At 31.2% G+C, this 23,539-nt stretch carries 21 protein-coding genes; 8 read left to right on the top strand and 13 right to left on the bottom strand.

Features of this window, described 5'->3' with window-relative positions; genetic code table 11:
• Positions 1-31: 31 nt before the first annotated feature.
• Positions 32-853, top strand: coding sequence for a hypothetical protein (locus tag LCI24_RS09040; RefSeq protein WP_274640087.1), 822 nt, complete (start codon positions 32-34; stop codon positions 851-853).
• 30 nt (positions 854-883) lie between these two features.
• Here LCI24_RS09040 and LCI24_RS09035 read toward each other — a convergent pair whose 3' ends face one another.
• Entirely contained in the window at positions 884-1,561 is a 678-nt protein-coding gene (locus LCI24_RS09035; protein ID WP_274640086.1) for a GNAT family N-acetyltransferase, read from the bottom strand.
• The gene (locus tag LCI24_RS09030; RefSeq protein WP_274640085.1) at positions 1,554-2,441 is read right to left on the bottom strand and encodes a TIGR01777 family oxidoreductase; all 888 of its coding nucleotides are present in this window, start codon (positions 2,439-2,441) and stop codon (positions 1,554-1,556) included. The genes LCI24_RS09035 and LCI24_RS09030 overlap by 8 nt, the downstream gene beginning before the upstream one ends.
• A 193-nt stretch (positions 2,442-2,634) precedes the next feature.
• Here LCI24_RS09030 and LCI24_RS09025 point away from each other — a divergent pair, with 193 nt between their 5' ends.
• The 4 genes from LCI24_RS09025 to LCI24_RS09010 all read left to right on the top strand — a co-directional run bounded on the left by LCI24_RS09025 (position 2,635) and on the right by LCI24_RS09010 (position 7,503).
• Entirely contained in the window at positions 2,635-3,285 is a 651-nt protein-coding gene (locus tag LCI24_RS09025) for a DUF4331 family protein (protein ID WP_274640084.1), read from the top strand.
• 28 nt (positions 3,286-3,313) lie between these two features.
• Entirely contained in the window at positions 3,314-3,874 is a 561-nt protein-coding gene (locus LCI24_RS09020; protein ID WP_274640083.1) for a DUF4331 family protein, read from the top strand.
• 89 nt (positions 3,875-3,963) lie between these two features.
• Positions 3,964-5,259, top strand: a complete 1,296-nt coding sequence (locus tag LCI24_RS09015; protein ID WP_274640082.1) for a tetratricopeptide repeat protein — start codon at positions 3,964-3,966, stop codon at positions 5,257-5,259.
• A 15-nt stretch (positions 5,260-5,274) separates the two neighbouring features.
• Positions 5,275-7,503: a TonB-dependent receptor gene (locus tag LCI24_RS09010; RefSeq protein ID WP_274640081.1), complete on the top strand. Its 2,229-nt coding sequence runs from the start codon at positions 5,275-5,277 to the stop codon at positions 7,501-7,503.
• 111 nt (positions 7,504-7,614) lie between these two features.
• On the opposite strand, the gene LCI24_RS09005 is transcribed toward LCI24_RS09010, so the two are convergent.
• From LCI24_RS09005 to LCI24_RS08980, 6 genes are all read right to left on the bottom strand, one after another.
• On the bottom strand, positions 7,615-8,412 hold the full coding sequence (locus tag LCI24_RS09005) for an anti-sigma factor (protein ID WP_274640080.1): 798 nt from the start codon (positions 8,410-8,412) through the stop codon (positions 7,615-7,617).
• Positions 8,412-8,939 carry an RNA polymerase sigma factor gene (locus LCI24_RS09000; protein ID WP_274640079.1) on the bottom strand — a complete coding sequence of 176 codons (528 nt, stop codon included), beginning with the start codon at positions 8,937-8,939 and terminating at the stop codon, positions 8,412-8,414. The genes LCI24_RS09005 and LCI24_RS09000 overlap by 1 nt, the downstream gene beginning before the upstream one ends.
• Before the next feature lie 167 nt (positions 8,940-9,106).
• Complete coding sequence (locus LCI24_RS08995) at positions 9,107-11,647, bottom strand: zinc-dependent metalloprotease (RefSeq protein WP_274640078.1); 2,541 nt, start codon at positions 11,645-11,647, stop codon at positions 9,107-9,109.
• 141 nt (positions 11,648-11,788) lie between these two features.
• Positions 11,789-12,355 (bottom strand): YdeI/OmpD-associated family protein, encoded by a 567-nt coding sequence (locus tag LCI24_RS08990; protein ID WP_274640077.1) that lies wholly within the window; start codon positions 12,353-12,355, stop codon positions 11,789-11,791.
• A 3-nt stretch (positions 12,356-12,358) separates the two neighbouring features.
• On the bottom strand, positions 12,359-13,687 hold the full coding sequence (locus LCI24_RS08985; RefSeq protein WP_274640076.1) for a M28 family peptidase: 1,329 nt from the start codon (positions 13,685-13,687) through the stop codon (positions 12,359-12,361).
• 104 nt (positions 13,688-13,791) lie between these two features.
• The gene (locus LCI24_RS08980) at positions 13,792-14,175 is read right to left on the bottom strand and encodes a DUF6249 domain-containing protein (protein ID WP_274640075.1); all 384 of its coding nucleotides are present in this window, start codon (positions 14,173-14,175) and stop codon (positions 13,792-13,794) included.
• 143 nt (positions 14,176-14,318) lie between these two features.
• Here LCI24_RS08980 and LCI24_RS08975 point away from each other — a divergent pair, with 143 nt between their 5' ends.
• Positions 14,319-14,897: an RNA polymerase sigma factor gene (locus LCI24_RS08975; RefSeq protein ID WP_274640238.1), complete on the top strand. Its 579-nt coding sequence runs from the start codon at positions 14,319-14,321 to the stop codon at positions 14,895-14,897.
• The gene (locus tag LCI24_RS08970; RefSeq protein ID WP_274640074.1) at positions 14,884-15,294 is read left to right on the top strand and encodes a hypothetical protein; all 411 of its coding nucleotides are present in this window, start codon (positions 14,884-14,886) and stop codon (positions 15,292-15,294) included. Before LCI24_RS08975 ends, LCI24_RS08970 begins: the two co-directional genes overlap by 14 nt.
• Positions 15,295-15,351: 57 nt before the next feature.
• Here the strand turns inward: LCI24_RS08970 and LCI24_RS08965 are convergent, their stop codons facing one another.
• The 4 genes from LCI24_RS08965 to htpG all read right to left on the bottom strand — a co-directional run bounded on the left by LCI24_RS08965 (position 15,352) and on the right by htpG (position 19,870).
• A complete protein-coding gene (locus LCI24_RS08965) occupies positions 15,352-17,166 on the bottom strand; it encodes a DUF885 domain-containing protein (protein ID WP_274640073.1) in 1,815 nt (604 codons plus the stop codon).
• A 57-nt stretch (positions 17,167-17,223) separates the two neighbouring features.
• Entirely contained in the window at positions 17,224-17,517 is a 294-nt protein-coding gene (locus LCI24_RS08960) for an SGNH/GDSL hydrolase family protein (RefSeq protein ID WP_274640072.1), read from the bottom strand.
• On the bottom strand, positions 17,496-17,837 hold the full coding sequence (locus LCI24_RS08955) for an SGNH/GDSL hydrolase family protein (RefSeq protein WP_274640071.1): 342 nt from the start codon (positions 17,835-17,837) through the stop codon (positions 17,496-17,498). The genes LCI24_RS08960 and LCI24_RS08955 overlap by 22 nt, the downstream gene beginning before the upstream one ends.
• Positions 17,838-17,959: 122 nt before the next feature.
• Positions 17,960-19,870 (bottom strand): molecular chaperone HtpG, encoded by a 1,911-nt coding sequence (htpG, locus tag LCI24_RS08950; protein WP_274640070.1) that lies wholly within the window; start codon positions 19,868-19,870, stop codon positions 17,960-17,962.
• A 164-nt stretch (positions 19,871-20,034) separates the two neighbouring features.
• Here htpG and LCI24_RS08945 point away from each other — a divergent pair, with 164 nt between their 5' ends.
• Complete coding sequence (locus LCI24_RS08945) at positions 20,035-21,045, top strand: 3-oxoacyl-ACP synthase III family protein (RefSeq protein ID WP_274640069.1); 1,011 nt, start codon at positions 20,035-20,037, stop codon at positions 21,043-21,045.
• Positions 21,046-21,097: 52 nt separating this feature from the next.
• Here LCI24_RS08945 and LCI24_RS08940 read toward each other — a convergent pair whose 3' ends face one another.
• Complete coding sequence (locus LCI24_RS08940; RefSeq protein ID WP_274640068.1) at positions 21,098-23,467, bottom strand: TonB-dependent receptor domain-containing protein; 2,370 nt, start codon at positions 23,465-23,467, stop codon at positions 21,098-21,100.
• Positions 23,468-23,539 lie beyond the last annotated feature (72 nt).

The following is a 23,539-nucleotide window of genomic DNA, read 5'->3' as shown; positions in this document are numbered from 1 at the left end:
ATTTTTCAATCATAACTAAAACTTAACTATTATGAAAACAGTTAAACTTAAGCTATTAATGGGATTTCTATTACTTATGGTTATTCCATCAACCATCTTTTCGCAAGAAGAGAATCAACGTCCTGAGTATATAACGGTCACAACGGGGCACTGGAACTTAAACTATGAAAATTTTGATAAAGGAGAATGGATTGCTGTAGAAAAAGAGTTTTTAGATAAAGTTGTAAAAAAGAATGAGTTTATCTTAAGGTCGTTTGTGTTTTTACATCGCTTTACACCAGATAATACAGAGATAATTTTTGTAACCACGTATTCTTCTTGGGATAATATAGATAAAGCTTATAAAAGAAGTGGTGAGTTAGCAAAAGAGGCTTGGCCAGACAAAGATGAAAGAGCTGCATATTTTAAGAAAAAGGATGCTTATTACACACATCATCATTCAGATGAAATTTATGCACCAATTGGAGGAGCAAAGATGTTACAACCTTCAAACAAAGAAATGATTTGGTTAGTGGTAAAAGGGCATTTTGCATTTCCAGAAGATGGCTCAATGAAAGAATTTGATGAATTATCAAAACAATATTTAGATAATGTTATTCAAAAAAATGAATTTATAAAAGGATTTTATCAACACGGACACGCATGGGGGTCTGACAGAACAGAGTATACCAGGGCTTATGTAATAGAGTCAATGGGAGATTTAGATAAAATGGGAAAAAGAAGTAATGAGCTTTATAGAGAACATTGGTCTGACGAAGCAAAAAGAAAAGAGTTTGGAAAGAAAATGAGTAAGTATTTTACAGGTAAACATGGTGATTATATTTATACATCAGTACCAGAACTAACCAAATAAAAAGAAAAGAGCTCAGGAATTTCTGAGCTCTTATTTTTTATGAAAAAACCACCAATTCATATCTCTTGTTAGTTTATACCCCAGTTTTTCATAAAGCTGTATTGCAGGGTTTCCTTTGTTGGTATGCAAAATAGGATGTTTCTCATCTTTTAAAATTTCTTTAGTAACATGTTGAGAAAGTTGTTTAGCTAATCCTTTTCTGGTATGCTCAGGGTGAGTGACTACAGCACTAAGTTCAATAAAATTGTCAGTTTGCATGCGTTGTCCAGTTACAGCAACAAGTTTATTATTCTTAAAAATTCCAAAATACTTTCCCATATCAAATGTTCTTTTTCTGTAATAACCAGGCATTACTAACCATACTAGGTTATAAATTTCATCAACATGTTTTTCAGTTAATGGTATAATCTCTTCGGTAATGTCAACATCTGTTATGTTTTCTAAAACCATTTGACAGCCATCAATCTTTTTGTACAGAAGAATTTTGTCTTTGTCGTAAGTAGGAGTTTTATTTTCAGAAACCAAAAAGAATTGATCTGTAAGTTTTGAATATTCATTCAGCGCATCTGTAGTTTTTGAAGCATCAGTAAAAGCACCGAAAGGACAAACTGTAGGATTATAAAATTTCACACCATCATAATTAACAGCAAATTTTTCATGTGTTTCACACAACGAATGCCAAACAGGATTTTCAAGCTTATTATTCATTATAAATATTAGTTAAAGCAGTTTTTAAGGTTGGAAAAATAAAAGTATAATTACTATTTGTTTTTTTTGAAGAAACTCTACTTCCTTTTAATAAGATATAAGCCATTTCTCCTAAAGCAGTTTTTAAAATAAACGAAGGAGCGTTCATTGGAAGCACTGGTTTATTAATGCTTTTTCCAAGTAATTTTGTAAAACTTTCGTTGGTTTGATGTTCAGGAGCAACAGCGTTAAAAATACCATTAAAGTCTTTGTCTTCTATTGCTTTTGAATAGAGTTCACATAAATCATCAATATGAATCCAAGGCATATATTGTTTACCGTTTCCTAAGGCAGATAAAAATAAAGGAGTATTCATTTTTTGTAAAGCCCCTCCATTTTTTGAAAGAACGACACCAGTTCGTAAAATGGTTACAGGAATATCTATTTGTTCAAATTGAAGAGCAGCATTCTCCCATTTCACACAAATTTTAGAGATAAAATCATTTTCAGGTCTATCTTTTTCTGTAAATATTTTGTCAGAAGTAACAGCTCCATAATATCCTATACCAGAAGCAGAAATAAATTTTTCAAGAGGTACTTGGTATTCTTGTACTTTATTGAACAGTAAATTAGCTGTTTTTACACGGCTATCTATCAATTCTTTCTTTCTTTCATTAGTCCATCGTTTATCTGCTATACCTGCTCCAGCTAAGTGAATAATATGGCTAACATTGTTAAAAGCATCCTTATCAATAAAACTTTCTTTTACATTCCAGCGAAACTCATTGTTCTTTTTAGGTGTTCGGGTAAGAATGTTTACCACATGCCCTTTACTAGTTAATTTTTTGGTTAACTCTTTTCCAATCAATCCTGTTCCGCCTGTAATTAATATTGTAGCCATAGTACTCAAAAATAAACATTCATTTTTAAAGAAATGAATAGATAAAAGAAGAGTATAAAAAAAATCACCTGTAATCCCTTTAAAATAGGAGGGTTTCATGTTTTTATAAAAAAAAGTTAAAAAAATAAAAACCGTCATTGCTATTTTCTCGTAAGTATGGTTGAATGAGTAATTAACTTTAAAATTTACAACCATGAAAAAAATGAAATTAATTATTGGAGCCGGTGCTTTAGCATTAATAGGTTTAGTCTTATTAGCAGCCGATCACATTGATGCTCCAGACGTAACAGGAGGCTCAAGTGATATTACAGACTTTTATGCTTTCCAAGGAGAAAATACAAGCAATCTTGTTTTTGTAGCAAATATTCAAGGATTATTAAGTCCTTCAGCAACAGTATCAGCAAGTTTTGATGAAAATGTATTGATTGAATTTAATATCGATAACAATGATGACAAAGTTGAAGATTTAGTAATTCAAGCAATTCCAAGAGATGGAAAAATGTACTTTTTTGGTCCATACAATCCATCAACTACAGGTTTAACTAGTACGTTACCACAAGATGGATCAGAGTATGGGGTTTCTATAACTCCTTATGGATCTAGTGCTATAGTTGGCAGTAAAGGAGGAATGCAATTTTTTGCAGGACCTAGAGATGATCCTTTCTTTATGGATTTTGCTCAATACGGTGAAATCATAGCAGGAAATGCAGGTGGTTTTAACGATCCAGGAGCAGATACTTTTGCAGGTACTAATGTATTATCAGTAGTAGTAGAGGTGCCAAAATCTATGATTGGAGGCTCAGGTACTATTAATACTTGGGTAGAAACTAAAACGAAGCAGTAAAAAACAATCAACTTTAAAATTCAAAGACATGAAACTTAACAATATAAAAATCTTAGCAATCTCAATCCTATCAATCTTTGCCTTAGCAAGTTGTAGTGATGATGATAATAACATACCACCAATGGCTTCTATTGACTTCTCAGGAAGTTACATGCAAAAAGACCAAATGGGTAGACCAGCAGTGAATACTGTTTTTGTAAATAGCGATATGAAAGATGCATTTAATGTAACAATACCGTCTGAGCAAGGAGCAAATTTTGCAGCAATGTTTGAAACGAATTTAAAAGCGTTAAGCCCTGCATATGCAAATGATGGTGATACGAATGCATTAGGCTTAGACGCTGCAACTTTTGCGAGTGTTTTAGCTACCGATGTATTAACCGTTTCATTAGATGGTACAACAACTTTTTACGATGGAACTAATGTATTAACAGGTAGAGCATTAGCAGATGATGTGATTACCGTTGAACTATTATTGATTTTTGGAGGAGAAGATTTTTCTGAGAACCCAACATTGTTAAATGATAACGTAGATGCAAATGATAAAGACTTTTCAAGTTCTTTCCCATATTTGGCAAGTCCTTGGTAGAACGGGAAGACTAAACCTCCTGGGGTTAAAATTGGTTGCTTTTTAGCAACCAATTTTTAAATAAACTATTAACTAAAAATCCTTCTAAAATGAAAACTGTTAAAATAATTATATGTGCTATTTTAAGTAGTAGTATATTGAGTTGTACAACTTCAAAAACAACAAAAGTAGCTAATCAAGAAGAGTATAATAAGTATATAAAAAATACAATAACTATTTCAGAATCGTTAGCACAAAAAGAACTAGACTTTTGGCAGAAAAAACTAAACGATCAGCCAACGCAATATCCATATTTAAGCAAAATAGCAAAGGCTAATACATTACTTTTCTCAGAAAAAGGAAATATTTCTTATTTGATAGAAGCGGAAAAAAAGCTGTTAAAAATCAATCAAAAAACAAATTATAACAAAGCTTCACATTTACGATCATTAGCAAGAAACTATATCTCTCAACATCGATTTAAAGAGTCGTTAGAATTACTAAAAAAAGCCGAGGTAAATGGAGAGAACCTAAATGCTACTCAAAAAATGTTGTTTGATGTTTATTTAGAGTTAGGAGCACCTGATAAAGCTTCTAAATACTTAGCTAAAATTGAAAACTATGCTGACTTTGATTATTTAATAAGAGTATCTAAATGGCATGATTATAAAGGAGATTTGTCTTCAGCAATTCGATTTATGGAAAAGGCCATGAAAAAAGCAGAAGAAGCTAGTAATAAAGATTTAAAAGCATGGAGTTATACCAATTTAGCTGACTTTTATGGACATAATGGTCAAATAAAGGATTCTTATAATTTATACTTGAAAGCATTAGAACTAGATAATAGTAATGCGTATGCAAAAAAAGGTATTGCTTGGATTGTATATTCTCATGATAAAAATGCAGATGAAGCATTACGAATTTTAGATATTATAAGTAACGAACACTCTTCTCCAGATTACTATTTGTTAAAGGCAGAAATAGCCGAGTTTAAGAATAATTTAACAATGAAAGAAAGTAATATAGAGGTATATTTATCGGCTGTAAAAAATAGCTCATATGGTGTAATGTATAATCAGCATCTAGCTAAATTATATTTAGAAGAACTTAATGACACACCTAGTGCATTATCATACATCGAAAAAGAAATTGAGAGTAGGCCTACGCCACAGTCTTACGATTTACTAGCTTGGTATTATTACAAAAATAAAGAGTTTAAAAAAGCTTTAGAAGTAATTAACACACATGTAGTAGATAAAACTTTCGAGCCCGAAATACAGTATCATATAGCTGAAATTTACAAAGCAAATGGAATTAATGATAAAGCTATGGCTTTAAAAGATGAGTTGTTAGAAAGCTCTTTTGAATTAGGTCCGTTGATGACAGAAAAAATTTTAAGTATATAATTAAACCCCTGTATTTTGAAAACAAAGATTTTATTTTTAGCATTATTTCTAGGTAGTTGCCATGTATTTTCGCAACAATTTAAAGGAAAGGTATTTAATACCAATAAAATGCCTTTAGAGAATGTGTATGTATATAATACTACCAGTAATAGCCACACACATACGAAAGTTAATGGAGAATTTATCTTAGACAACTCAAAAGTAGGAGATATTATTGAATTCGGAATTCTAGGATATAAAAAAATTAACTTAGAATTAGATAGTGATGACCTAAGCTCTCCAAAAACAATTATTTTAGAAATGAAAAGTTTTTTGTTAGATGAAATGGTATTATCTAATAAAAGAGATCCATTACAAACAATTGTTAGAGTTGATTTAGATAAAAAACCAGTAAACTCATCTCAACAAATATTACAACGAGTACCAGGACTTTTTATAGGTCAACATGCTGGAGGAGGAAAAGCTGAACAAATATTTTTAAGAGGTTTTGATATTGATCACGGTACAGATATAGCGTTGTCGGTAGACGGAACACCAGTAAATATGGTTTCTCATGCACACGGACAAGGGTATAGTGATTTACACTTTATAATTCCTGAAACCATCGAAAAAATTAACTTCGGAAAAGGACCTTATTATGCTAGTAAAGGAGATTTTAATACAGCTGGATATGTAGATTTTAAAACAAAAACATATTTAGAAAACAGTAGAGTAGAAGTAGGTATTGGACAATTCAATACATTTAGAACATTAGGTATGTTTAATTTGTTAGATAATAACAGTACAGATAATGCTTATGTTGCTATTGAATATTTAGAAACAGATGGTTTTGTAGAGTCTCCACAAAATTTTAGTCGAATTAATATTTTTACGAAGTATAGAACCTTTTTAAAAGATAATAGCAGCTTGTCAGTATCAGCTTCGCATTTTACGAGTAAGTGGGATGCTTCAGGACAAATACCACAAAGAGAAGTAGACAATGGAAATATTACTCGTTTTGGTTCAATTGATGATACTGAAGGAGGAACAACTTCACGAACGAACATAAACTTAGAACACTCAAAAGTTTTAAAGAACGATGTTAGCGTAACTTCAAATGTTTTTTATTCAAATTATAATTTTAATTTATTTTCAAACTTTACTTTCTTCTTAGAAGATCCTGTAAATGGAGATCAAATAAAGCAAACTGAAAACAGAGATGTTTTCGGGTTTAACACACAGTTTAAAAAGAAAACACAATTATCAAATACACCTGTAGAGTTAACTTTTGGAACAGGTTTACGTGCTGATATTGTAGATAACTTAGAGTTGTCGCATACACTTCAAAGAAAAGAAGTACTAGATCAAATTCAATTAGGAAAGGTAAATCAAACGAATTACTATGCTTTTGCAAATAGTGAATTTGAGTTTGGAAAGTTTATGGTAGCACCGGCGTTACGTTTAGATTATTTAAAATTTAACTACAATGATTACTTATTAGATGAGTACAAAACATTTTCTAAATCACAAGTAGTAGTAAATCCTAAAATAAATGTAACCTATACTCCAAATGCTAAAATTCAATGGTTTTTAAAATCAGGAATAGGTTTTCATTCAAACGATACTAGGGTAGTGGCTACACAACCTAATAGGAAAACATTACCAAGAGCTTATGGTGTTGACTTAGGAACTGTTTGGAAGCCTACTTCAAAAATAGCTATAAATACAGCATTATGGTATTTACTTTCAGAAGATGAATTAGTATATGTTGGAGATGCTGGTATTGTAGAGCCTTCAGGAGAAGCACAACGTTATGGTATCGATTTAGGTCTTAGATATCAATTAACAGATTGGTTATACTTTGATAGTGACGCTACTTTTACAAAAGCGGAAAGTGTTGACGATCCGTCTGGAGAAAACAATATTCCGTTAGCTCCTAAAGTGACTATAACAGGAGGATTATCTGTAAATAATTATAAGAACTTTTCAGGAGGGGTAAATTACAGATATATAGGTGACAGAGCAGCAAATGAAGATAATTCAATAATAGCAGAAGGTTATTTTGTTACCGATGCAAATATTAGTTATAAAATAAACAATATAACACTAGGTGTAGCGTTAGAAAATATTTTTGATGTAGCTTGGAATGAAACACAGTTTGCTACAGAATCAAGGTTGCAAAATGAACCAAATTCTGTAGAAGAAATTCACTTTACACCAGGAACTCCGTTTTCTGCAAAAGCCACAATACGATATTCTTTTTAAAATAACGATAGTCCGGGGGGACTTGATAAGTTGTCATTTTTTTAGAAGGATTAATGGCAACAAAAATATAGCCGCTTTAAGCGGCTATATTAATTTATAAGTAATTATTATTTATACTGCACCTAGAGTATATAATTGTTCTAAAGTAGGTGTTTCGCTTCCACCTGCAGGCTCTAAAGTAATACCGAAAGCTTGTGAATCATTAGGATTATTAATAGTAAATATTTTACTATCACTAGCTGTAAAGTTATCTATAGTTCCTAAACTAGTTGGAGATAACGGATCAAGTTTTAAAGACCATACTTGGTATACCTTTCCTTCTGGTGGATCAGGTAAACCTTGAACATCTAAGTAAATATTTTTAGAGTTTTTATTCCAGTATACTTTTGCATATGCCTCAGGAGATACTTTTTGCCCCTGCAGTGGAACAGTAACTATCTCTTTACTTCTTATTACTGCTAAAAGCTTTTTGTTTTCAGCTAAATCGGTATTTGTTTTGTCTAACTGAATTTCATATTGCTCTTTAGCCTCATTAATAGTGTCTATTTGACCTTGTAAATTAGCACTTTTATTTAAAGATAAAATTAAGGAACTACCAACAACTAAGGCTGCAGCCCATCCAGTATAAGTTACCCAATTATTTTTTGATGTTCGTAAAGGAATTGTCTTTGCTGAATCTTCTTTTTCTTGTAACATTTTTATTAAAACGTCTTTAAAAGAATTTTTAGCATCTTTAGGAGCAACATGAGAAGTAAGAATAAAAATAGACTTTTCAATCTCTTTTACTTCTTCTAAAATTTCAGGATGTTCCATCATCAAACTATATACTTGCTCATTTTCTTTATCAGAAAGAGCGCCAGCTATGTATAGTTCTAATATTCCAGATTCTATGTGTTTATTTGTAGCCATTATTTTAGCATAAGTCTTAATTCGTTAATACAATTTCGGCTTCTAGTTTTTACAGTGCCAAGAGGCATTTTTAAACTTTCAGAAACTTCTTTTTGTGTAAAGCCTTTAAAGTAAAGAAGCTCTATAACCTTAATACAAGTATCTTTTAACTTGTTTACAAAGTTTTTTATACCAATTGCATCAGTTTTAGAGTCTAAATTGTCGTGGTTCTCTAATATATCTACGAAAATTTCGGCATCAAGGTTTTTAGAACTGTTCTTAAAATTTTTAGATCTTGTTTTATCAATAGCAGCATTTCTAGCAATATTGATAATCCATGTGAAAAAACGTCCTTTTTTTTCAGAATATGTGCTTGCATTATTCCAAGCTTTTATAAAAACATCTTGTGTTATTTCTTCGGCTATTGTTTGGTCTCTAACAATATTGTAAACTACTCCAGTAACGCTTTGTTTGTACATTTCGTAGAGGCTTTCAAAAGCCTTTACATCTTTGTTTTTAAAATTTTTAACGAGGGATTCTAGTTGCATATAGTTAATTGATTGGAGTACAAAATACTAAAAATCATTTAGAATCTAATGATATATCTTTTCTATTAGGTTTATAGCTTTGGAATTAAAAGTTATAGACTTATAATGAAAAAGAAACCCCATCATTACAAAATGATGGGGTTGTGTTAAATTATTAATACTATTTATTACTTTACGTCTTTAAGAGTATTATTAATTAAGAGTTTTAATTGACTCTTATGAGCTTTTGTAGAAATATTACCAACACCATTACTTACCCATGATTTAATCCTGTTCAAGTTGTATAAAGCCATAGCTTTAGAGGCATTTGTATATTTACTTTTACCATTAACCATTTTTAATAACATCTTAGTATACTCAGTTTGTAAGTTCTGACGGAAAGAATTTATATTGGTATTTACATCAGCTCTAAAAATTGCGTTATTAAGATCTGTCATAAAAGTAGACAGTTTATATTGGTTTCCATATAATTCAGAATCAGAAATTCTTTGTAAAGTATTTCTATGTAAAATATGGTTTAAGACCCTTTTTTGGTAACTTAAAACTTGCGCGTGGATTTTTGGATCTTCTGGACCTGAGAAAAAGTTATAGCCACGTCTTTGTCTGGCTAGATAATTATACAAATCTTTAGGTGCTTTAAAAGCATTAGGAGCAAAAACATAAGTTTTTAAAGCTTCCATAGCTCTTTTTTGATCAGCTAAACTAACTGGAGTGTAGGGTTTTGTAGCTCCTTCTTGACCAGATACAGCTCTGTCTACATAAACACCACCTATAAACCTAGAAATTACATCACCAGCTCTAGCAGCTTGACCATTTAAGATATAATAAGCATTTCTAAGTTCTTCATAGGTTTCTCCATCTTTTGAAAAACGCTGTTTAATGTTTTTCATCATATTGTTAGCTAACTTAATTCTGTCAACAGAATACTTTATTTGATCGTTTGATAAGTCACCTGTCATAACACGAGGGTCAATTGCTTTACCAGGAGAACGCATATCATCAGCATCGTTACCAAAAATTAATTCTGGTTTTGTTGATTGTGATAATAAAGCATCTATTTCAGCTCTATTTTTAAAAGGAGTATAACCAAATTGAATAGCCCAAATATCATAAGGTCCTACAGCAGTATCGTAATATTGACCTTGTTTACTTCTATCAAGAGTTAGGTTAATAGCAGCATAATCCATTACAGAACCAGTTAAACATTTTCCTTTTATAAAATCAGAATCAGCTAATTGTTCAGGTGAAAATAACTGACTTGCTTTCATATTGTGATTTAAACCTAATGTATGACCAACTTCGTGCATGATTAATGATTTCATAGCTTCTCTTTTCATGCCTTCCATTTCTAAATCAGATGCACCTGTCGCTGCTAATACTGTTTTACCAAACATTGTGTTTTCATGCATCAAATGACCAGCTGAACAATACATATGGTTATTTTCATTGTTTAAAATAGCACGAGTCTCTTCTTCTGAAGATGCTTTTGAAACATCACCAAAAATTTTATTATATATCACACGATTGGTAAAGTGAACATATTCAAGCATTATATCAGCACCTAAGATTTCTCCTGTTTTCGGGTTAACAAAACTTGGTCCGTAACCACCAAAAGGAGGGTTAGGAGAAGAAGTCCATCGTAATACGTTGTAACGAACATCACCAGCATCCCATGTAGCATCATCTGGTTGAACTTTTACAACCATTGCATTTTTAAACCCAGCTTTTTCAAAAGCCTCGTTCCAGGCTAGAACACCTTCTTTTATAGTTTCAATAAACTCTTTAGGTGTTGAGTTTTCAATCCACCAAGTAATTGGTTTTACAGGTTCTGAAATTGCTAACTCAGGATTTTTCTTTACAAGTTTCCAACGATGTATAAAATCTCTATAATTTACTGTACTTGTAGAGGTCATGTCGTTAGTATTGGTTAAGAAATAACCTACTCTCGGGTCATCCATCCTAGTTTGATAGTTGTTTTCAGGAAGATTCATAAACGTATGGAAAACCTTTATAGAAACATATCTACCATCTTTAATAGCATTAGATCCTTGGTTTAAAACTGAAGGATTGTTATATACATACTCAGTTTTAATATTAGTATTTTCAGGATAGTTTTTTATGGTATTTATTTTTGACTTTTTCTTGTCAAACCTACCTAGCTTGAAAGCAAAAGGTGAGCTTTTAGGAAAGTTTGGAGCTTTAATTCTAGTAAAAGCTTCAGAAATAAATAAAGGATTAGCATCTATTAAATATTCTCCTTTTTTTTCATCTGAGGCTAAAATTTTAGTACTTGCTATTATAGCATCACTAATATTTGCTTTTGCTGATTTAGAAATAGCGTTATTTTCATCGAAATAAAAAGAAGTATTTGGAGCTACAAATTCAATATTATTAAAGTGCTTTTTTATATTGAAAACACTAGAGCCTCTATAAGATCCTCTAAATGCACCAGCTTCTAGAACACCATCAGCTATTTGCGAGAAATAGATAAAATCTTTGTCTAGTTGATCCTTTTTTAATAATAACTTAACGTCTCCAGTAACAGTGTCTTGGAAGATGGTAAATAAACCGTCTAATTTTTTACTGCTTTTAGTTAAGCTCTTAATTGTTTTCTTAGGTTTCTTTTTTTTAGGTTTGGAAGAAACTTCTGTTTTAGCTTTGTTCTTTCTCTTTTTCTTTTTTTGAGCATTTATGTCTTGAATGCCCATTATTGAAATTGTTAAAAAAAGTAAACAAACTAATTTTAATTGTTTTGTAAACATAATAAATTGTTTGAGTTGATAAATAAGGTTCCCAAATTACTTTTATTATTGTTTATTATTGTTAATTATATTATAAAATTTAACAGTTTATTTAGACTTTATATTGGCCTCACACAAACGAATAATTTCATTAATCCGTTTTGTTCTTGTAGCTTCTCTTTTAGCCTGATGTATCCAGTACAAGTAACTCTTACGGTAAGATGGTGCAAAGTTTTGATAGTTATTAAAAGCAGTAGGGTTTTTATCAAATTTAATTTGTAGGTCTTCTGGAACTATTAAGTTTTCTACAGCATCTAAAGCATTCCAAGAACCATTTTTTTTAGCAATTTTAACAGAAGCAATTCCGGATGGATGCATTAATTCGGAAGCAGTTAGTTCTTCAATATATTTTTTATTGAGTGCACTCCAAACACTTTTAGGTTTTCTAGGGCAGAAATATTGCCTCCTTTTCCCATCTCCTAAACTTTTTACAGTGCTATCAATCCAACCAAAGCATAAAGCAACTTTTACGGCTTCTTCCCATCGCATGCTAGGTATGTCAACATCAACTTTGTATAAAATTAGATGAACACCATCACTTTCATTATGGTTGTCTAATAACCAAGCTCGCCATTCAATATGAGTTTTAAAATATAGATGAGGTTTATTATTCATTAATTAACGTATAATTTTTGAAGGGAATGAAACTATACTTTCATGTCCATTTTTACCAACAGCACTTACTCCGAAGAAGTAATTATCTAAAACAATTCCGTCTAAAGTAAACTCAGTAGTATTTTCCACATATTTAAAGTTATCCCAAGTAGGAGAAGTAGTGTCTCTCCAGTAGATTTTATATCCTTTAGCACCATCAACTTTATCCCATTGAAGTTTAGCAGAAGCTTCAACAATACCACCAATTCCTACATTTTTAGGAGAAGGTGGTGCAGCAGCAATACTCGCTAAGTTAATAGCGTTCACAGCGGTTAATTTTTTAGCATAATCGAAGTTTACAAACTTAAGTCTATCACCATATTCAATTCCGTTTTCTGTTCTAATATCTTGGTGTTGTTGTGTGTAATTCTCATGAGCTTCCATGATTCTAATACCAGCAAAACCAGCATCGTTAAAAGGTCTATGATGTCCACCACGACCAAATCTATCTAAGCGATAAATCATTTTCGGATTCATTTCTGGCATATACGTTTTGGTAGTTTTGTATATATAACGTGCAAGCTGTCGTGAAATACCATCGACCTCACCACCATAAAAACGACGTGCTTTTCGTTGGCGTTCTGTTTCTGTTGGAGGAACAGGTTCAGAAAAGATTCTAAACGTACGATTATCAATTACGCCGTCAACACCTTTAATATTTCCTATCATGTCATTATTCATTACACCAATAATGTTCCAGTTTTTTTCTTTAGCATATGTAGCTAGTCCTTTTCCGCCAAATAGACCTTGTTCTTCACCAGACAATCCAACATAAATAATACTGTTTTCAAAGTTGTAATTACTTAAAACACGAGCAGATTCAATTGTTCCTGCTATTCCGGAAGCATTATCATTAGCTCCAGGAGCATCATCGGTATAATTATTAGGGTCAGAAATTCTTGAGTCAATATCACCACTCATTACAATGTAATTGTTAGGATATTTTGTTCCTTTTTGAATAGCAACAACATTAACAACCCAAACATCTTTGGTGATTCTGCTATTGGTTCCTTTTTTTACAAAGTCTTTTTGGTAAAATACCTCTAAACAGTTGTTGCAGTCAGAAGATATTTTATCAAACTCAGATTTAATCCAACGACGTGCCGCCCCAATTCCACGAGTATTTGAAATAGTATCGCTTAGTGTATGACGTGTTCCGAAATTTGTTAGAGTAGTAATATCAGTTTTGATTCTATCTGCTGAAACAGCATTAATAATATCGTATATTTTAGTGTCGGTTTGCGCTAATATTGTTGTAGAAATTAGTAAGAATAGTACTGTAAATTTTCTCATGTTAAGGAATTTAGCTTACTAAATTACAAAACAAAAAAGAGAATAAAATTAGCATTATTCTCTTTTAACATATTTAGTAAAATAATTTATTATTTAAACAAACGTTATTCGTTGTCTAATTTTTTAGTTTGATTAAATCCAATTAATAAGGCTCCTCCGGCGCATAAAAAGATAGATGCAATAAAGAAAACTTCAGAATCAATGGCATCTGCTGGACGTGTTTCCCACGGACCATTATAACCAAAGAAAGAACTCAAAATAGCACCTAATAAAACACCAAAGCCAATTCCCATAGCTAATAAAGCTAAATTTAAGATAATTACTCTACCTGTTAAAGTTGAATGCTTTTTTTCTCCCTGCATAAAAATTTTGGCATCTACACCTTTTTCAATTAAAGCTAAACGTTCCTTATTTCTTGTTGAATAAAACAAGTAAAAGATTCCGAAGATTACTGCGAATAAGAACATAAATACAATTGCTACTTCCATATTTTTGAGTTTAAAATGATTATTTTTAATGTGTTTACAAGTATGACAGCTACATTTAAAAAAAGGTTACAAAATATTTTTAATTTTTTTAATGAATAGTTGTAACCTTTTTTAACTAAGTACAGTCATAGTATAAAACGACCATTATTAACGATCAAACTTATATAGATAAGATCCTTAGAGGAGATGCTAATGCTTATGCTTTTTTAGTTGAAAAGTATAAAGTAATGGTGTTTTCGTTGGCGTTAAAAATGGTAAAGAGTAGAGAAGAGGCTGAAGAAATATCACAAGATACTTTTATAAAAGCTTATAAGAATTTGAGCAAGTTTAAAGGAGAGTCGAAGTTTTCTACTTGGTTGTATAAAATAACATATAGAACTTGTTTAGACAGTTTAAAAAAGAATAGGGAAAGATATAATACCGATACAATTGACGAGATTACAATTAATAGAATTAAATCTGCTGATAGTATTTTAGAAGGAATTGAACGAAAAGAACGAGCACAAGTAATTAATAAGTGTTTGTTAAGTTTACCTGAAGAAGAACGTACAATTTTATGGATGTTTTATTTTGAAGAATTAAGTTTGAAGGAAATAGTAGAAGTAACCGATTTTTCTGAAGCGAATGTTAAAGTAAAATTACATAGAGCTAGAAAGAGTTTACTGAGTATAGTAGAGAAAAAAGTAGAACCTGAATTGATTAATCATTATGGGAGAAAATAAAGATATTAAAGAGTTGGACGCTTTTACAAAAAAGTATATCAACGAAATAGAAGCAGAGACACCATCTATTGATTTTACAGCAAATATTATGGATGCGATTTTAAAAGAAGAGCAATCTTCTATTTATAAAGCAACACCATTAATATCCAAAAGAGTATGGTTTGTATTAGCGGGTATATTAGCTGTTAGTATTTTGTTTGTATCGAAAGGAGCTTCATCAAGTTGGCTTCAAATACCCGAGATAAAAATGGATTATTTATCGAATATTCAATTGCCAAATTTATTTGAAAATATCACAGTATCAAATTTAATGCTAAGTGCTTGCTTCTTTTTTACCGTAATGGTATTTGTACAAATCTATTATTTGAAAAACCATTTTACTAGAAACCTGAACTGATAAAAAAATCCGCTTTGAATTTTCAAAGCGGATTTTACTTTTAATAAAGTGATGATATTATTTTTGAGAAGCAATCCACTTGTCAATTTTGTTTTCTAATAACGCTAAAGGAATACATCCAGTTTCTAAAACCTGATTATGGAATTCTTTAATGTCGAATTTATCGCCTAATTCCTTTTTGGCTTTTGCACGTAATTCACGGATTTTCAATTGTCCTATTTTATAAGATAACGCTTGTCCAGGATTCGCCATATAACGCTCAATTTCAGAGATAATACTAGCTTCACCTTCAGCTTCGTTATCTAATGAATATTGAATTGCTTTTTCACGACTCCAACCTTTAGCATGGATTCCTGTATCAACTACCAAACGAATAGCTCGGTGCATTTCCATACCTAACATTCCGAAGTATTGATAAGGGTCAGTATATAAACCCAATTCTTTACCTAAATTCTCAGTATATAATGCCCAACCTTCACCGTAGGCACTGTACCATAAGGTTTTTCTAAAGTCTGGTAACTCTTCATTTTCTTGTGTTAATGAAATTTGATAGTGATGACCGGGAATAGCTTCGTGTAAAAACAATGCTTCATCAGAAAATACATTGTATTTAGTTGCATCAGGAATTGGTGTATAGAAAACTCCAGGACGAGTTCCGTCTAACGAACCTGGGTTGTATTCAGCACTAGCAGAAGCCTCTCTGAATTTTTCAGTTTGTTTTACCACAAAAGGAGTTTTTGGCTTGTTACCAAATAACTTTTCTAATTGAGGCTTCATTTTTTCGTGAATAGCATTAAAATTATCAATGATTTGTTGTGGCTCAGTATACGGCATTAATTCTTTGTTGTTACGAACAAAATCAAAGAATTCTTTTAAGCTTCCTTCAAAACCAACTTGTGCTTTTACCTTTTCCATTTCTGATAAAATTCGAGCAACTTCTTTTAGTCCTAACTCATGAATTTCATCAGCGGTCATGTTGGTAGTAGTGTAGTTTTTAATAGCGTGTTGGTAGTATGCTGTTCCGTTAGGAATATCAGAAACACCACTACTTTCTCTACCAGCAGCTAAATAGTCAGAGTTTAAAAATTCATACATTGCTTTGAATGACGGAATTAATTTATCATTCAACATATTGGTATACGCTTCTGTTAAACGTGTTTTATCAGCATCAGAAAAGTCTGTTGGTAAAGCATTTATTGGAGAATAAAATAAATGCTCTGAAAAATCAGTAATTCCTTCAGGAGAAGTTTTTACAACCGTTAAGCTTTCAAACTGCGGAATTACTTTTTGGATTAATGATTTTGGTAATACATATCCTTCTTCGATTCCTTGCTGCATATGTTCTTTAGCCGATTGTAACCAAGTATTGTATTTGTCTAATCTGCTTAACCAATTGTCGTAATCTTCAACTGTTTTAAAAGGTTGTGCACTACTACCACTTGCCAATTGCCCCATGGTAAGGTTAATTGTCCACATTTGGTTGATTGGCATTAATAAGTCATTTTTATAACTAGCTTGCGCCAATGCCATATCACAGTCCCAAGCTAATACAGCTTTACTCATTTGTTGACTTTCGGTTAAGTCAGCGTCTTTAAAGCTGTTAAGTTTTTCTTTATAATTTTTGAAAAACTCATTGCTTTTTGCTTGATATTCATCAGATAAGGTATTTGGGAATTGGTCGTTAAAACGATTATCACCTGCAAAAGTTGCATTTACAGGATTCAATTGTAGCTTACCTTCGTTGTAATCTTTTAATAACTGATTGAATTCAGTATTTTCTGGAGTAGGAGTGCTTACTGCTTCCTTTTTTTCTTGTTTACAAGAAACTAGGAAAGTAGCTGTGGCTACTACAGTTAAGAGGATTTTCTTCATGGTTATATTTTTGAATGTGAACAAATATACCAAAAAGAAAAAGAGAGAATTAGATTGTTAATCGTGATTTGGTAAAATAACCTCTTTAACTATGTTGAATATTTTTTCATGTCCTTTTGCATTAGGATGAACACCATCGTAGGTGAGTAGTTCCTCTTTATCAAAGTCAAATTTGCTATGTACATCAACAAGATTAATGTTTTGTTTTTGTGCTATTGATAACAATATATCGTTGTATCTTAAAATGTCTTTTGGAGACCTTTTTTTAGTATTGTAATCGTTTTCTATGACTGGAAGTATATTGATTAAATATACCGTAGCATTGTGTTTTAAGGCATGTTCAATACACACAAGTTGAGATTATTACGAAACTTTTCTATCGAAACAGCGTTTTTACCATTTAAAGAAGCTATATCATTGGCACCATAAGCTATGGTAACAATATTGTTTCCGTCTTTTAAAAGTCTTGTGTTGAATTCGTTTGCAAATCGTTTAATCAGGCCTTCTGTTGTTTCTCCGCCAATTCCCATGTTAAAAACACAAATTTCATCTTTTCTATTTTTTAGAAAAAGCTTCATGCAGTAAGCTTTCAAACGATCTGTCCAACCTCCTTTTTCACTATCATTTTCACCTCTGGTAATACTGTCTCCAAAACAAATAATATGTTTCATAGTTTTAAATTGATGTTATTTTCTAAGTGAAACGAAGCTAATAATTTTGTAGATAAACGAAAAAGAAAAACCTCTCTGTTTTCACAAAGAGGTTTTTTTAATTTATCTATGACGATTCATCATTATTTAATTAATTCGTAAGAACGTTTGATAAAGTTGGTTAACTCTTCACCATGTAATAGGTTTTGAGATAATTTAGCTAAATCAAAAGCTTGCGAAACTAATTGTTTTTGCTTGTCTTCATCAGCATTTAAAATTTCTGATACTAACTCGTGGTTGGTATTAACTACCAAGTTATACATTTCTGGCATGTTACCCATTCCCATCATTCCACCACCAGTAGCACTCATTTCTTTCATACGACGCATAAATTCTGGTACGGTAATTAAGAAAGGAGAAGCACTAGAATCCATAGCTTCTAATTGTACTGTATAGCTAGAGTTGTTTACAGCGCCTTCGATAACTGGTTTTAATTTCTCTTTTTCTTCGTCAGAAAGTTTAGAAATTACAGTGTCGTCTTTCTTAATTAAATTATCAACATGGTCAGCATCTACACGTTTAAACTGTACTTTGGCATCACCAGATTCAGTTTCTAACTTCTGCATTAAATGCGGAACAATAGGAGAATCTAATAATAATACTTCATACCCTTTAGCTTTTGCTTCTTCAATATAACTGTGTTGAGCATCTTTGTGTGCAGCATATAAAACAACGTGATTTCCGTCTTTATCTGTTTGAGTATCTTTAGTTTTTTCAACTAATTCATCAAACGTAAAGAATTTACCATCAACAGTTGGATATAAGGCAAACTTCTTTGCTTTATCAAAGAATTTTTCTTCTGATAACATTCCGTATTCAATAATAACCTTGATATCGTTCCATTTTTGTTCAAAGTCTTCACGGTTGTTTTTGAATAAAGAAGAAAGCTTATCCGCTACTTTTTTAGTAATATACCCAGAGATTTTCTTAACCGCTCCATCCGCTTGTAAATAAGAACGAGAAACATTTAAAGGAATATCCGGTGAGTCAATTACACCTTTTAACATTTGTAAGAAATCAGGAACAATTCCTTCTACATTATCCGTTACAAATACTTGGTTTTGGTATAATTGAATTTTGTCTTTTTGCATATCCAAATTCTGTGTCAACTTAGGGAAGTATAAAATTCCTGTTAAGTTGAATGGATAATCTACATTTAAATGAATATGGAATAAAGACTCTTCAAATTGCATTGGATATAACTCACGGTAGAAGTTTTTATAATCCTCATCTTCTAAATCTGTTGGCTTTTTAGTCCATGCAGGTTCTGTGTTATTGATGATATCATCTACTTCAATTTGTTTGTGAGGTTCCGTTACTTCTTTACCATCTTCGTCTTTTGTAGTTTGAGGAGTGAAGTCAGGATCGTTTATTTTCTTGGTTCCAAACTTAATTGGCACTTGGTTAAAACGATTGTACTTAGTTAGTAATCCACGAATTTTACCTTCTTCTAAAAACTCTGTAGAATCTTCAGCAATGTGTAATACGATTTCAGTACCTCTGTCAGCTTTGTCATGTTCAACTAAAGTATATTCAGGAGAACCATCACAAATCCAGTGAGCAGCAGGCTCATCTTTGAATGATTTGGTAAAGATTTCTACTTTATCAGCAACCATAAATGCAGAGTAGAAACCTAACCCGAAATGACCAATAACGCCCGTCTCGTTTTTATCATCTTTATACTTTTCTAAGAATTCTTCAGCTCCAGAAAAGGCAATTTGATTAATATATTTTTCAACCTCATCTATTGTCATACCAATACCTTGGTCTTTTATAGTTAAGGTTTTTGCTTCTTTATCAATACTAATTTCAATTTTAGCATCACCTAATTCAGTTTTTGCTTCACCAATTGAAATAAGGTGTTTTAATTTAGTAGTAGCATCTGTTCCGTTAGAAATTAACTCACGTAAGAAGATTTCGTGATCAGAATACAAGAATTTTTTAATCAGTGGAAATATATTTTCTACCGATACATTAATGTTTCCTTTACTCATAAGTATATATTTTTAATTGATATTATTTTCTGTTGAATGAATAGTCAAAAAAAATACCAAATGAAAAATAGTGACAAGATGACACTTTTTGTACGAATTATATAAAATTCATACTTTTACAGGCTTTTAATTTGTTAACAACAGAATAATCAACATAAAAAAATATGTATAACTCAAAAATTACAGGATTAGGTTATTATGTTCCTGAGAACGTAGTGACTAACGATGACTTGACTCAGTTCATGGAGACGAGTGATGAATGGATTCAAGAAAGAACTGGTATTAAAGAGCGTCGTTGGATTGATCCAAAAACATCTGATGATTCTACATCAGTTATGGGGGCTAAAGCAGCTAAAATAGCTATAGAGCGTGCTGGTTTAACAAAAGATGATATAGATTTTATCGTTTTTGCTACGTTGAGTCCTGAATTATATTTCCCTGGAGGAGGAGTACAAATTCAAGATTTGTTAGATATGCCTACTATTGGAGCATTAGATGTACGTAATCAATGTTCTGGGTTTATTTATGCAATGTCTGTTGCTGATCAGTTTATTAAAACTGGAATGTATAAGAATATCTTAGTAATTGGATCTGAAAACCATTCTGGAGGTTTAGAAAAATCTACTAGAGGTAGGGGAGTGACTGTAATTTTTGGTGATGGTGCTGGAGCAGCAGTTTTATCTCGTAGTGAAGAAGAGGGGAAAGGGATTTTATCTTCTCATTTACATTCGGAAGGAAAGCATGCTAAAGAGTTGGCATTAATAGGACCATCAACAGGAAGATGGGTTGATACTATTATTGAAGAAAACGACCCTGATGATACTTCATATTATCCATATATGAATGGACAATTTGTATTTAAACATGCAGTAGTTCGTTTTTCAGAAGCTATTATGGAAGGTTTACAAGCTAACGGTTTGCAAAAAGAAGACATTGATATGTTAATTCCTCATCAAGCAAACTTACGTATTGCACAATTTATTCAGAAGAAATTCCAGTTGTCTGATGATAAAGTATATAATAATATTATGAAGTATGGTAATACTACTGCTGCTTCAGTTATCATAGCATTGACAGAAGCTTGGGAAAAAGGAAAAATAAATGAAGGTGATTTAGTAGTGTTGGCTGCTTTTGGTAGTGGATTTACTTGGGGATCGGTAGTGATTCGTTGGTAGTTTTACTGTGTGTAAAATAAAAAGTCCGAAGCATTAGCTTCGGACTTTTTTATTAAAACATGCCTCCTTGAGCTTCATTACTGTCTCTGTATTTTCTACCTTTACTTTTGTTTTTACCGCTTCCAAAATTATAGGAAAATCCTAGATAAACTGAATTACTTTCCAATGTATACTTTCCTTTTTGTATAAACGGTGTATTTGAGTTATAATCAAAATTTACATTATTAAAAATATCAGTACCTCTTAAGGTAATGTTTCCTTTACCATTTAATACTTTTAATCTAGCCCCTGCATTAATCATAGTATATGGTTGAATAGTATATTGAATGTTTTTACTTTCACCTCTAAAAATACCTGATAATTGGAAACTCAATTTTTTTGAAGCTTTAAAAGAGTTACTTATACGTCCTTTTACTAAAGTGTTTTTTACCGTTTCAAAGTTATCGTTTAAAACACCTTGAGAGTCTTGAATGTAAGTTTCAAAAGCAGGTCTAAGTGTCCACCATTTTTTAGGTTTAAAACTGGCAGATAGCTCAAAACCATAACTATCTGCAAAGTTATAATTAGTAAAAGAACTAATAGTTTTATTAGAGTTTTGATTGTCTTGTTGTAGTAAACGACCAATTTTGTCATTTGTTCTTCTGTAAAATGTACCGAATGATATATAGCCCTTTGTAATTGTTTTGGTATAATTAAGCTCTAATGAGTTTGTAAATTGTGGTTGTAAGTTTAGGTTCCCTTTTGATATAGTTAGTGGGGAGAACCATTCTTGAATAGGAGTTACTTGATAAGCTGAAGGTCTATCAACTCTTCTACTATATGCAAACTGTAAATTATCTTTTTTCGAAAAGTTATAGGTGATTGATAATGATGGGTATAAGCTAAAAATATTGTCTTTTAAAGGAGTACTTCCTTGTTCAGTATTTGAAAAAAGAGCATCTAAATTAAATTGTTCTATTCTAATTCCTGTTTGAACTGCAAACTTGTTGAATTTTTTATTGAAGTTGATATATCCTGAGTAAATTGAGCGATTGTAGTTTAAAGTAGTATTACCTACAGGTTGTAGTGTAGCTGAACTATTTATTGCTTCTCTATCTGTGAGTATTTGATTGTAAAAATCTTGCTTTCTGTATTCAACTCCAAATTCTAGTTTTCCAGATTTTATAGGTTTTACATAGTCAATATTTAATAACCATAACTTTCGTGTATCTTTAATGTTGTTTGTATAATTATACTCCTTTGAATTTGGATTAACTAATTCCTCATTAATAGTTTTTTCAGGGTTTTTTGTGATAGAATGATTGAATTCAACTTCTAAGCTTTGACCATTATCATCAAAGTTATAAAGATAATCAATGTTGTAAGTTTCGTCCTTTTGGTCATAATCAGAAAAACTTTTGTTGTTGAAAACTAAAGAATTGTTTTCATGGACAAGAGTATTGGTAGCTAAACTATTATTATCAAAATTTAGAGAAGTATACATAGATAATATACTTTTTGAAGTAATATCTATATCAACACCAAACTTAATGTTGTGATTCTTTGAGTTACTTAAAAAGTCAAAATCTTGAGTTAAGTTGATGTCGGTTCTTTTTAAATCGTTGAAGGTTTCATAGTCACCCCAACTTGTATTATAGTTAAGGTAAAAATTAGTTATACCTGTTTTATAGTTTGTGTTTAAGGAAAGTTCGGGTCTTAGATTTCTACTTTGAGTTGCTCCAGCTGATAAATTTCCGTTAAAACCAATTTTTGTATTCTTTTTAAGAATTAAATTGATAATACCACTCATGCCTTCAGGTGTGTGTTTAGCTGAAGGATTAGTGATTATTTCAACGCTTTTAACTGAGTTAGAAGGTATTTGTTTTAATAATTGAGCTGTATTTATATTGGAAGGTTTTCCGTTTACCAAAACCATAACATTTTCATTTCCTCGCAAACTTATGGTTCCAGAGAGTTGATTAACGTCTACTGAAGGAATGTTTTCAAGCATTTCTAGGGAGTTAGCTCCAGCAGCAGTTAAGTCATTACCTACATTAATAACTTTTCTATCAATTTTTTGAATAATAATTGAAGTTTCTCCTTGTATTTCAACTTCATCTAATTGAGTAGTATTTTCTTCAAGGAAAACTGTTTCTATTTTACTATGCTCTTTTAAGTCAACCTTCTTTTCGAAGGTTTTATAACCAATAAATTGAAAAGTTAAGAGCAAACTTTCTTTAGGAAGTTTTTCAATTTTAAAATTACCTTTTTCATCAGAAATGCTACCTGTTAGTATTTGGTTAGAAGTGTTTTTACAAGTAATTGTAACAAAAGGTAATGGTTGATTATTTTTTTTATCTAAAATAGTTCCGGTAAGTCGTAAGTTTTGTGCTTGACAAAAAGTAGTACTTAGTAATAAAATTAATATTAGCAATCTTTTCATAAATTGAAGGGAATGAAATTGCGCTAAAAATAAAAAAAACGAAGTTAAATACTTCGTTTTTTTAAATAATTA

It is taken from the genome of Tenacibaculum larymnensis (assembly GCF_028829235.1).
GTDB lineage: Bacteria > Bacteroidota > Bacteroidia > Flavobacteriales > Flavobacteriaceae > Polaribacter > Polaribacter larymnensis.
Note: the sequence above shows the minus strand (reverse complement) of the source record. Positions and strands in the feature narration are given on the sequence as shown.

What these genes read in the sequence shown, in the direction of transcription:
- LCI24_RS09035 (WP_274640086.1), bottom strand. Translation starts at nt 1,561, where the DNA reads ATGAATAATAAGCTTGAAAATCCTGTTTGGCATTCGTTGTGTGAAACA.
- LCI24_RS08990 (WP_274640077.1), bottom strand. Translation starts at nt 12,355, where the DNA reads ATGAATAATAAACCTCATCTATATTTTAAAACTCATATTGAATGGCGA.
- LCI24_RS08985 (WP_274640076.1), bottom strand. Translation starts at nt 13,687, where the DNA reads ATGAGAAAATTTACAGTACTATTCTTACTAATTTCTACAACAATATTA.
- LCI24_RS08940 (WP_274640068.1), bottom strand. Translation starts at nt 23,467, where the DNA reads ATGAAAAGATTGCTAATATTAATTTTATTACTAAGTACTACTTTTTGT.
- LCI24_RS08965 (WP_274640073.1), bottom strand. Translation starts at nt 17,166, where the DNA reads ATGAAGAAAATCCTCTTAACTGTAGTAGCCACAGCTACTTTCCTAGTT.
- LCI24_RS09000 (WP_274640079.1), bottom strand. Translation starts at nt 8,939, where the DNA reads ATGCAACTAGAATCCCTCGTTAAAAATTTTAAAAACAAAGATGTAAAG.
- LCI24_RS08980 (WP_274640075.1), bottom strand. Translation starts at nt 14,175, where the DNA reads ATGGAAGTAGCAATTGTATTTATGTTCTTATTCGCAGTAATCTTCGGA.
- LCI24_RS09025 (WP_274640084.1), top strand. Translation starts at nt 2,635, where the DNA reads ATGAAAAAAATGAAATTAATTATTGGAGCCGGTGCTTTAGCATTAATA.
- LCI24_RS08955 (WP_274640071.1), bottom strand. Translation starts at nt 17,837, where the DNA reads ATGAAACATATTATTTGTTTTGGAGACAGTATTACCAGAGGTGAAAAT.
- LCI24_RS09030 (WP_274640085.1), bottom strand. Translation starts at nt 2,441, where the DNA reads ATGGCTACAATATTAATTACAGGCGGAACAGGATTGATTGGAAAAGAG.
- LCI24_RS08970 (WP_274640074.1), top strand. Translation starts at nt 14,884, where the DNA reads ATGGGAGAAAATAAAGATATTAAAGAGTTGGACGCTTTTACAAAAAAG.
- htpG (WP_274640070.1), bottom strand. Translation starts at nt 19,870, where the DNA reads ATGAGTAAAGGAAACATTAATGTATCGGTAGAAAATATATTTCCACTG.
- LCI24_RS08945 (WP_274640069.1), top strand. Translation starts at nt 20,035, where the DNA reads ATGTATAACTCAAAAATTACAGGATTAGGTTATTATGTTCCTGAGAAC.
- LCI24_RS09015 (WP_274640082.1), top strand. Translation starts at nt 3,964, where the DNA reads ATGAAAACTGTTAAAATAATTATATGTGCTATTTTAAGTAGTAGTATA.
- LCI24_RS09020 (WP_274640083.1), top strand. Translation starts at nt 3,314, where the DNA reads ATGAAACTTAACAATATAAAAATCTTAGCAATCTCAATCCTATCAATC.
- LCI24_RS08995 (WP_274640078.1), bottom strand. Translation starts at nt 11,647, where the DNA reads ATGGGCATTCAAGACATAAATGCTCAAAAAAAGAAAAAGAGAAAGAAC.
- LCI24_RS09040 (WP_274640087.1), top strand. Translation starts at nt 32, where the DNA reads ATGAAAACAGTTAAACTTAAGCTATTAATGGGATTTCTATTACTTATG.
- LCI24_RS09005 (WP_274640080.1), bottom strand. Translation starts at nt 8,412, where the DNA reads ATGGCTACAAATAAACACATAGAATCTGGAATATTAGAACTATACATA.